This window comes from Actinomycetota bacterium (assembly GCA_030776725.1).
Classification (GTDB): Bacteria; Actinomycetota; Nitriliruptoria; order Nitriliruptorales; family JAHWKO01; genus JAHWKW01.
Genome location: JALYHG010000065.1, coordinates 1 through 8,574, shown reverse-complemented (window position 1 = coordinate 8,574; position 8,574 = coordinate 1). Strand labels below are relative to the sequence as shown.

The 8,574-nt window shown below is 71.6% G+C and carries 9 protein-coding genes; 2 read left to right on the top strand and 7 right to left on the bottom strand.

Annotated elements, in window-relative coordinates; all coding sequences use genetic code 11:
- Positions 1 to 194: 194 nt before the first annotated feature.
- The 6 genes from M3N57_02925 to M3N57_02900 form a co-directional block, all read right to left on the bottom strand.
- Positions 195 to 1,304 carry a glycosyltransferase family 4 protein gene (locus M3N57_02925; GenBank protein MDP9021651.1) on the bottom strand — a complete coding sequence of 370 codons (1,110 nt, stop codon included), beginning with the start codon at positions 1,302 to 1,304 and terminating at the stop codon, positions 195 to 197.
- A 210-nt stretch (positions 1,305 to 1,514) separates the two neighbouring features.
- The gene (locus M3N57_02920; GenBank protein ID MDP9021650.1) at positions 1,515 to 2,057 is read right to left on the bottom strand and encodes a hemerythrin domain-containing protein; all 543 of its coding nucleotides are present in this window, start codon (positions 2,055 to 2,057) and stop codon (positions 1,515 to 1,517) included.
- Between the two features lie 138 nt (positions 2,058 to 2,195).
- Positions 2,196 to 3,209: a hypothetical protein gene (locus M3N57_02915; protein MDP9021649.1), complete on the bottom strand. Its 1,014-nt coding sequence runs from the start codon at positions 3,207 to 3,209 to the stop codon at positions 2,196 to 2,198.
- Between the two features lie 10 nt (positions 3,210 to 3,219).
- Positions 3,220 to 3,987 (bottom strand): SDR family oxidoreductase, encoded by a 768-nt coding sequence (locus M3N57_02910; GenBank protein ID MDP9021648.1) that lies wholly within the window; start codon positions 3,985 to 3,987, stop codon positions 3,220 to 3,222.
- Positions 3,988 to 4,036: 49 nt separating this feature from the next.
- A complete protein-coding gene (locus M3N57_02905) occupies positions 4,037 to 4,750 on the bottom strand; it encodes a DUF2071 domain-containing protein (protein MDP9021647.1) in 714 nt (237 codons plus the stop codon).
- A 3-nt stretch (positions 4,751 to 4,753) separates the two neighbouring features.
- A complete protein-coding gene (locus tag M3N57_02900) occupies positions 4,754 to 5,305 on the bottom strand; it encodes a hypothetical protein (GenBank protein ID MDP9021646.1) in 552 nt (183 codons plus the stop codon).
- Between the two features lie 135 nt (positions 5,306 to 5,440).
- On the opposite strand from M3N57_02900, the gene M3N57_02895 reads away from it, so the two are divergent.
- The gene (locus M3N57_02895; GenBank protein MDP9021645.1) at positions 5,441 to 6,238 is read left to right on the top strand and encodes a hypothetical protein; all 798 of its coding nucleotides are present in this window, start codon (positions 5,441 to 5,443) and stop codon (positions 6,236 to 6,238) included.
- Positions 6,239 to 6,269: 31 nt separating this feature from the next.
- Here the strand turns inward: M3N57_02895 and M3N57_02890 are convergent, their stop codons facing one another.
- The gene (locus tag M3N57_02890; protein ID MDP9021644.1) at positions 6,270 to 7,205 is read right to left on the bottom strand and encodes a Ku protein; all 936 of its coding nucleotides are present in this window, start codon (positions 7,203 to 7,205) and stop codon (positions 6,270 to 6,272) included.
- A gap of 145 nt (positions 7,206 to 7,350) precedes the next feature.
- Here M3N57_02890 and M3N57_02885 point away from each other — a divergent pair, with 145 nt between their 5' ends.
- Positions 7,351 to 8,424, top strand: a complete 1,074-nt coding sequence (locus tag M3N57_02885; GenBank protein ID MDP9021643.1) for an ATP-dependent DNA ligase — start codon at positions 7,351 to 7,353, stop codon at positions 8,422 to 8,424.
- Positions 8,425 to 8,574: the final 150 nt, after the last annotated feature.

Below are 8,574 nucleotides of genomic sequence, written 5' to 3'. Positions count from 1 at the left end.
TCCTGTCGCTGCTGCTGTCCACCTACGCCGTCGTGGTGTTCGCGTCCCTGGCCGCCGCACTCGGCGCGTTCTTCATCGAATCGCGCGCCGAGAGGGCCGCGACCGAGGAGGCCGGACCGCAAGGCGAGGGCTGACCGGCGGGGCGGCCTTGGCCGTCGAGACACCGGTCGCGCCGACGACCTGACGCGGAGCCGTCACGTCGGCGACGTCGCAGAGGCCGTGACCGGCTGCCCGATGACCGAGCGGTACACGTCGAGGACGGCCCCGGCGAGGACGTCCCACGAGTAGCGCTCGGCCGCCCGAGCGGCGTTCGCGGCCAGACGCCGAGCCAGGCTCGGATCGGCCAGCACCGCTTCGGGCGCCGCAGCCAGCGCCGCCGGGTCCAGCGGTGGGACGAGCAACCCGGTGGCGCCGTCCTCGACCACGGTCGCGACGCCGCCCACGTCGGTCGCGACGACCGGGGTCGCTGTGGCCAGCGCTTGCACCAGCACGGATCCCATCTCCTCGTACAGCGACGGCAGGACGAGGACATCCGCATGCTGCAGCATCGCCGGGACGCTGGCGTAGGGGATGAACCCGGTGAAGGTCATCCGGTCGGTCAGATCCAGGTCGGCGACCAGACGCGTGAGCTTGCCCCGATCGGGTCCGTCGCCGACGATCACGACTCGGGCATCGATCCCGAGGATCGCCGCTGCCCGGATCAGCGTGTCGACCGACTTCTGCGGGACGAGCCGCCCCACGTACACCACTCGGGGATGGCCGACGTGCGGGAGTGGATCCCGTCGGGGACGGCGGTGCGAGGCGAGATCCACCCCCGACGGGATGACGTGGATCCGGTCCGCATCGATCCCCCCGTCAGAGAGCTTGTCAGCGGTCGCCTCGGTCAGCGTGATGACCGCGTCGGCGCGACGTAGGACGGCCCGCTCGAGCGGGGCGCCGACGAGCGCGACGGCCGCGCTGCGCGCCCCGACCGGTTGGAGGGTGTGTTCGACGCTGCAGTGCACCGTCACGATCAGCGGGCAGCCGCTGCGGCGGGACGCTGCCAGGGCGAGCGGGAGCGCCGCCAGATCCTCCCCCTGGTGGGCGTGGACGAGGTCGGGGCGGTGGGGGTCCGCGAGGAGCCGCGGCAGTGCTTGGGCCGTCCACAGCTGCCTGAGGTGGGCGGTGCGGACACCGAGGCGGTGCACCGTCGCTCCGTCGACGCGCTCGACGGTTCGCGGGCCCGACAGGCGGGATGTGAGCACCGTCTGGGTCACTCCCCGCCGGTCGAGGTGGCGGGTCAACAGATCGGTGTGGGTCTGCATCCCTCCGACCGGGTCGAACCGGGCCGCACCGTCGTGGACCGATGTTGGTGCGAGCTGGAAGACAGAACAGACCCGAAGGACGTGCACCGGCACCTCAACCAACGTCCGTGGGAGCATCCACGACGACTCCGGTCACGGCCTTCGCGCTCGGCGGGACGCCGTCGATGGGCCACGGACCCACGCCGCAGGCCGAACGCATGCCGCCGGACGTCAGCGATGTTCCTCGACGGCCTCAGCGAGCTCGTCCTTGTCCATCTTCGAGCGGCCTTCGATGTCGAGGTCCTGTGCCTCCTGGTACAGGTCATCCTTGGTGGGTTCCTGCCCGCCCCGCTCGGCGGCCTGCCGCATCCGATCGCCCAGCTCCTGCAGCGCATCGTCGCCCAGCCCGTCGCGCACCTGCGGGAACAGCTCCTGTTCCTCCTCCTGGACGTGGTGTTGGACCTGTTCCTGGATGACGCTGATCTTGGCGTCGAAGCGCTCGTCGGAGGGGTCGGCGTCGGTCACCTCCTGCAGGAGCAGCTCGACGGCGTGGTGTTCCTCCAAGTCCTCGAGGAGCTGGTCCTCGAGGTCGGGGATGCGCTCGCGCACCGTGGGGTAGAAGAACCTCTCCTCGAGCGTGGTGTGCAGCTTCAGGTCCTCGACGATCTCGTTGGCCAGCTCTTGGCGCTGTCCGGTGCCGCTGGCCTGCTCGTACTGGTCGAACAGCTGCTCGACCTGGCGGTGCTGTTGGGTGAGGAACTCGATGGCATCCACGGCATCTCCCGTTCTCGGCAAGTGGACTAACGGTGCCGGCCGGTCGTGGACGTCGGGCTGGACCCACCGTGTCCGGACGCCCCCCACCCCGAGCGGCACACTGGCCGTTCGCGCAAGACTCCGTCCGTCGCCGACCGGTCACCCGACGTCCGTCGGGCGTCGACCCGTGGTGGTCGGGTCCACGTCGGTCGACCAGTCCCAGGAGTACTGGTTGACCAGCGCCCGGAGACGCGCTCGGCGGTCGGCGAGATCGTCGACCGCGGACACGAACGCGTCGTCGTCGACGAGTTGGTCGCTGATCCGGCGCAGCGAGGACAGGTCGGGCGGTGGCGGTGGCGGCGGGATGTCGACCGACAGTCGCAGGGTGTTCATGAACTGGTCGACCGCCTCCCGGGCGGGTCGGACCAGCGTGGGATGGGGTTCTTCGAGCCCGCGCTCGACGATCGTGATCAGCTCGTCGAACATGGCGACGTTGCGCGGGATCGACGCGCCCCGCCGTCCGACGTGGAAGTAGTACAGGACGGGGAGCGACAGGTGGTCGTGCGCGATCAGCGCCAGGTCGTCGGTGATGGTGATGATGTGGCTGGGCAGGTCGCCGAGCTGGGGCTCACCGAGCGCGGCGGCGACGGCGTCGACCGGCGAATCCCCCAGCCCGTCGATGCGTGACGCCAGCGCCCGCTCCCGGGAGACAGCGGTCACGACCTGGAAGATGTAGGTGACGGCGAGCGTGAACATCGCCAGGCCGAGGAGCGCAGCGACGTTGTTGGCCAGCTGCCACACCGGCGCTCCGGCGGTGTACCCGGCGCCGGCTCCTGACAACGCCCCGGCCGCGTAGGCGACCTTGGCGAGAGCGGGGGCGGGCTGCTGCGACGCCGCGTCCACCACGGACCCGTGGCTGGACAGGAACACCAGCGACCACCCCGCCCAGACCAGAACCACCCACGTCACCGGGACGCTGAGCGCGATGGCGTACCCCGCGAGCTGCAGGGTGCGGTGGCTGCGGTCACCGCGGACGACCGGCCGCCACATGTGGTGGGCCGTCACGTCGGTGAGCGGCCCACGCCCGCCGGCCACCGCGATCGTGGTCCACACCAGATCGGTGACGCCGACGACGATCAGGGCGGATCCGGCGATCAGCAGCAGTGCCTTCACGGCGCACCACTCACGCCAGCATGCTGTTGGCCTGTGCCGCCATCAGCAGCAGGCCACCGTCCACGACGAACGACTCCCCGGTCACGTACGACGCCTCGGGTGATGCCAGCCAGCGGATGGCGTGCGCGATCTCGCCGGCGTGGCCGGGACGGCCCAGCGGGATCCCGGGCCGTGGGTTGTCGGCTGGGTCCTGGTCCTGCTGGCCGGTCATCTTGGTGGAGATCTCACCGGGGGCGACGGCGTTGACGGTGATGGCGTGCTCAGCAAGTTCCAGGGCCGCCACCTTGACGACGAGGCCCAGGCCCCCTTTGGCGGCGCAGTACGCGACCGACCCAGCCAGTGGGACGTGCTCGTGCACGGACGTCACGGCGATGATGCGCCCGCCGCCGCGGTTGCGCGTCATCCGGCGCGCCGCCGCCTGCATGCACAGGAACGCCCCGGTCAGGTCGACATCGAGGACGTGTCTCCAGGCGTCAGCGTCGTGGTCCAGGAACGGTGCCGAGTGCCCGCCCCCGGCGTTGTTGACCAGGACGTCCAGGTGACCGAGTTCGTCGGTGAGCTCGTCCACGACCGCAGGGCCCGCGCCGGGATCGACCAGATCGAGGTGGCGGACCGCCACGCGACGCCCGGTGGCGCGGACCTCCTCGACCGTGCCGTTCAGGCCGGCCTCGTCCTCGTGCCACGTGATGCCCACGTCGTAGCCGCTGTCGGCCAGCGCGACGGCGGTGGCCTTCCCGATGCCTGAGCTGGCCCCCGTGATGATCGCGGTCCGTGCCACGCGACGTCCTTCCTGTCACCGCTACCGGCTATCTGCTCCCGCGATGCCGTCATCGCGTCGGGCGCGGTACGCCCACTCTGGCGTCCACCCCGGGGGAGAACAGCACGTGGGGGGCCCCATCGGGCGGCGTGAGCCCGGCGGCGACCAGCAGATCCTCGGACAGGTCGACGACGCGTGCGTCCCGCAACGGCCATGGCTGGTGCTCGACCGGGACGGTCAGCAACGTGGCCAACATCCGGGTGAACAGCTGCCAGCGCCCCACCAGGAACACCTCGAGGTCGCTGACGTCATCCCGGGTCAAGTGGTCGCCGACGTCCAGGTCGAGCCGCAGGTGCGGCCGGTGGCGGCCCCCGCGACGGGCCAGGTACCGGACACTGTTGCCGTCGCGCTGCACCGAGATCGACGCTCGCCGGTACGCCAGCCCCAGCGTGGCTCTCGCGGCCACCACGACCGCCGCCCGGTTGAAATCGAGGCTGAAGAACCACAGCCCGTCGGTGCCGTCCGTGCGGCGCACGTACGTGCGCACGTTGACCTCATCGGCTCCGAAGTGTGGTGTGGGGACGACCGGGAGCGCCTGCGAGGTCAAGGTGAACGGTGTGATCCCGACCCACGCGCTCCCGTCGAACGTGTCCACCTGCAACCCGGGCGGCAGCAACGCCTGCACCGTCTCCGGCGGGTAGCGCCAGTGCAGGAACGTCAGATCACGCCAGCGCTGGTGGATGACCGGCAACCGCACGTGGTGGTCCGGGTGCCAACCGGCCACGGTTCAGCGTCCGGACGCGACCGCACCGGCGAACGACTGACGAGCGACGTCCACGCGCCGCTCCTGCAGTGCTCGGTGCTGGTCTTGACCACGGCGGATCAGACGGTCGAGGTCGACGTCGGCGGGCAGCGCGGTCGGTGGCAGCGCTGCGTCGAGGTTGCGCCACAGGTTGAGCTTGGCCTCGACGGCGACCGCGAGCGCGTCGATCTCGACCAGGCGACTGAGCGGGGAGTAACCCATCAGCTGGCCGTTGAACTTCACGCGGCCGACCCGCTCCAGCGCCACCGCCGCGGCCTGCTTGGGGCGGGAGCCAGCGACGTCGAGGTGGCGCATGATGCGTTCGAGGTCACGCCGGTCTTGGTCGATGTCGCCGGCGAGCGTCCGCAGGAACGGCTCGAGGTCGCCGCCACGGTTGTTGCGCCAGGCACGCTTGGCCAGCTCCACTCCGCCGGTGGCAGCCGCCAGGTGGTCGCTGAGGTAGATCTGCAAGAGGGTCTGGGGCGGGGCGGCACGCAGCCGGATCCGCGGGATCGCCACCGTGTCCTCCTGTTCCACGGCTCCCGACCGTAGGGGGCGCCGGGTCGGCCGTCCCGGCTGCCCGGACGGGGCGTGACGCCGTTGACCCGTCGGTGATCACGGCCGCGTCGATCGTTCGATCGGCGTGGCGACAACGGCCGAACAGGGGGACCGGTGGACGTCGAGCAGGCCATCGATCAGCTGTACGCCGTCGCGCCTGACGACTTCGTCGCGACCCGCGACGAGCTCGTCGGCCGCTTCCGCGACGCGGGTGATCGCAACGCCGCCGAGCAGCTGTCGTCTCAGCGCAGGCCCACGATCGCCGCCTGGGCGGTCAACCAGCTCACCCGCCGCCACCCCGACGACGTCCGACAGCTGCTGGCCGCCGCCGACCGCGTCCGCCGGGCGCAACGGCGGGCGCTGAGCGGCCGCGATGGCCAGCTGCGCGCGGCGGTCGATGACCTGCTCGACGTGGTCGACCGCCTCACCGCCGCCGCCGCCGAACTGATCGAGGAGCTCGGCAGCTCTCCGGCGACCCACCGTGACGACGTCACCGCCACCCTGCACGCCGCCGCGGTCGACGACGAGGTCCGCGACGCGGTCGCCGGGGGCCGCCTGGTCCGGGCGACGACGTCTCCCGGGTTCGGGACGCTGGCGGGCCTGGCGGCGCTCCCGTCCGACGAGGGGGAGGACGACACGCTCGCTGAGTCGGCCGCGGAGCGCTCGGCGCTGCGGCGTCGCCTGCGTGAGCTCCGCAGCCGCCTGAGCGACCTGGAGCGAGCGGTCGAACGCCAGGAGCGCCGGGCGGCTGACGCCGAAGGGCGCGCGGAGCGGCTGCGGCGGAAGGCACAGCAGGCCAGATCCGAGGCCCGCGACGAACGCCGACGCGCCAGCGAACTGGCGGACGAGCGTGACGCGGCGCGTGCGGAGGTCCGCGACGTCGAGCAGCAACTGGACGGTCTCGGCGGGTGACCTCCTCGGCGACGGTCGTGTCGGCTGATCGTCAGCTTGCGACGCGCTGCTCGCGGTCGGCGTCGCGGAGCGCACCGGCCAGCTCATCCTTGCTCATCTTCGACCGGCCGGAGATCTCGCGCTCCTGCGCGAGCTCGTACAGCTCATCGCGGGTGAGGTCGGCGTAACGATCCTCACGGGAGGAGCGGTCGCGGTCGCGGCCGAGGCTGGCTTCCAGGGCCTGCATCAGGTCGACCACCCCGCCGGGTTCCTCCGGCGGCGGGGTGACCGTCACCTTCTCACCCTCTGCCTTGGCCTCGAGGTACTCGACCAGCCGCTGCTGGTACTCGTCGTGGTAACGCCCCGGGTCGAACTCGGTGGTCAACGACTCGATCAGCTGCTCAGCCATCGTGACCTCCCGCTCGCGGACGTCGCGGGGACGGTCCTCGACGCCCTCGATCTCGGCCGGGTCGGCGACCTCGTCGGCGTAGTTCATCGTCGACAGCAGCAGGACGTGGTCGCGGGCCCGGATCGCGGCGAGGTACTCCTTGTTGCGCATCACGAACTTGGCGATGCCGACCTTCTGGGAGCGCTGCATCGCCTCGACCAGCAGGTCGTAGGGCTTGAAGGCGCTCTCGTCGGCCGGGGCGAGGTAGTACGGGCGGTTGTAGTAGATCGGGTCGATCTCGGCCAGCTCGACGAAGTCCTGGATGTCGATCGTCCGACGCGCCTCAGGGTCGAGCTGCTCGAGCTCCTCGGGGTCGACCACGACGTACTCGTCGCTGTCGACCGGGTAGCCCTTCACGATCTCGTCGTAGGGCACCTCGTCGCCGGTCTGCTCGTCCACCCGCTTGCGGCGCACCCGCGCGTTGGTCGTCTCGTGCAGCTGCCGGAAGTGGACATCGTGGCTGCGCACCGCCGAGTACAGCTTCACGGGGACGGTCACCAACCCGAAGCTGATGTAGCCCGACCAGGTCGCTCTCGCCATGATCCATCCTCCTCCTGGAGCCAGGTTGCCGCCGGAGCGCGCGGCGACGGGGGACGGACGGACGACCGCAGGCCGGGTCACCTGTGGTCGCGCGGACGGACCGCGCAGGTGGCGCCACAGACCACCGGAGCGGCAAGCTGACGGGGTGTCAGACCGGCTCGCGCACTACCGCCAGCTGCGAGACTTCGCCGCGACCCCAGAGCCAGCCGGGGATGCGTTCCCACTCCCACCGAGCGGGGAGCGCCGGTTCGTGATCCAGGAGCACGACGCGACCCGGTTGCACTGGGATCTGCGGCTCGAGCGCGACGGCGTGCTGGTGTCGTGGGCGCTGCCGCAGGGGATCCCCTGGCGCCCCGCCGACAACCGGCTCGCCGTCCACACCGAGAACCACCCGCTCGACTACCTGGAGTTCCACGGACAGATCCCCGCCGGCGAGTACGGCGCGGGACGCATGGATATCTGGGACCGGGGCACCTACCAGGAGCGGACCCTCACCGACGACAAGGTCGTGGTGACGCTGCACGGTCAACGGGTGCGCGGCACCTACGCCTTGTTCCCGATCGGCGATCGTGACTGGATGATCCACCGTATGGACCCGCCGCAGGACCCCGATCGGCGGCCCATCCCCGCCGGCCTGCGGCCGATGCGCGGGGTGGCGGGAGACCTCCCCGACGGGCCGGGATGGGCGTTCGAGATCCGCTGGGCGGGCGAACGCGTGCTGGTGACCAACGACGCGGGTCACGTCGCCATCACCGACGGGGATGGCGACGACGTCTCCGTCAGCTTCCCGGAGGTGCGCCGCGTCGGGCGCCGCCTGGCCGCCGTCGAGACGGTCCTGGACGCGGTGATCGTTGCGGTCGACCGGGACGGGCAGCCGACCAACGACCGTGCTGCGGTCGAACGGCGGCTGACCGCCGGTGACGACGCGCGCGCTCGGCGCCTGGCCGGCGACCGACCGGTGGCGGCACTGTTCGTCGACCTGCTGTGGCTCGAAGGCCACCCGACGACCGAGCTCGCGTACCAGGAGCGTCGCGCCCTGCTGCACGACCTGGACCTGGCCGGTCCCGCGTGGCAGGCGCCCCGCCACCACGTCGGTCACGGGACCGCACTGCTCGACGCGGCCCGCGCCCGACAGCTGCCCGGCCTCCTGGCCAAGCGCGTCGACGCCCCCTACCGCCCGGGGGACGTCTCCGAGGACTGGGTGGTCGTCGCCGCCTGACGGCTGACTCAGCCCTTCCCGGGTGGTGCGCCCCGGGAACCGCCGGCGTCGTCGGACTTGCCGGCGGGTTCCGGTGGGTTGGCGCGGCCGGCTCCGGCGTCGGCGGGCTTGCCGGCGCGTTCGGATGAGTTGGCGCGGCCGGCTCCGGCG

What these genes read in the sequence shown, in the direction of transcription:
- M3N57_02925 (MDP9021651.1), bottom strand. Translation starts at nt 1,304, where the DNA reads ATGCAGACCCACACCGATCTGTTGACCCGCCACCTCGACCGGCGGGGA.
- M3N57_02890 (MDP9021644.1), bottom strand. Translation starts at nt 7,205, where the DNA reads ATGGCGAGAGCGACCTGGTCGGGCTACATCAGCTTCGGGTTGGTGACC.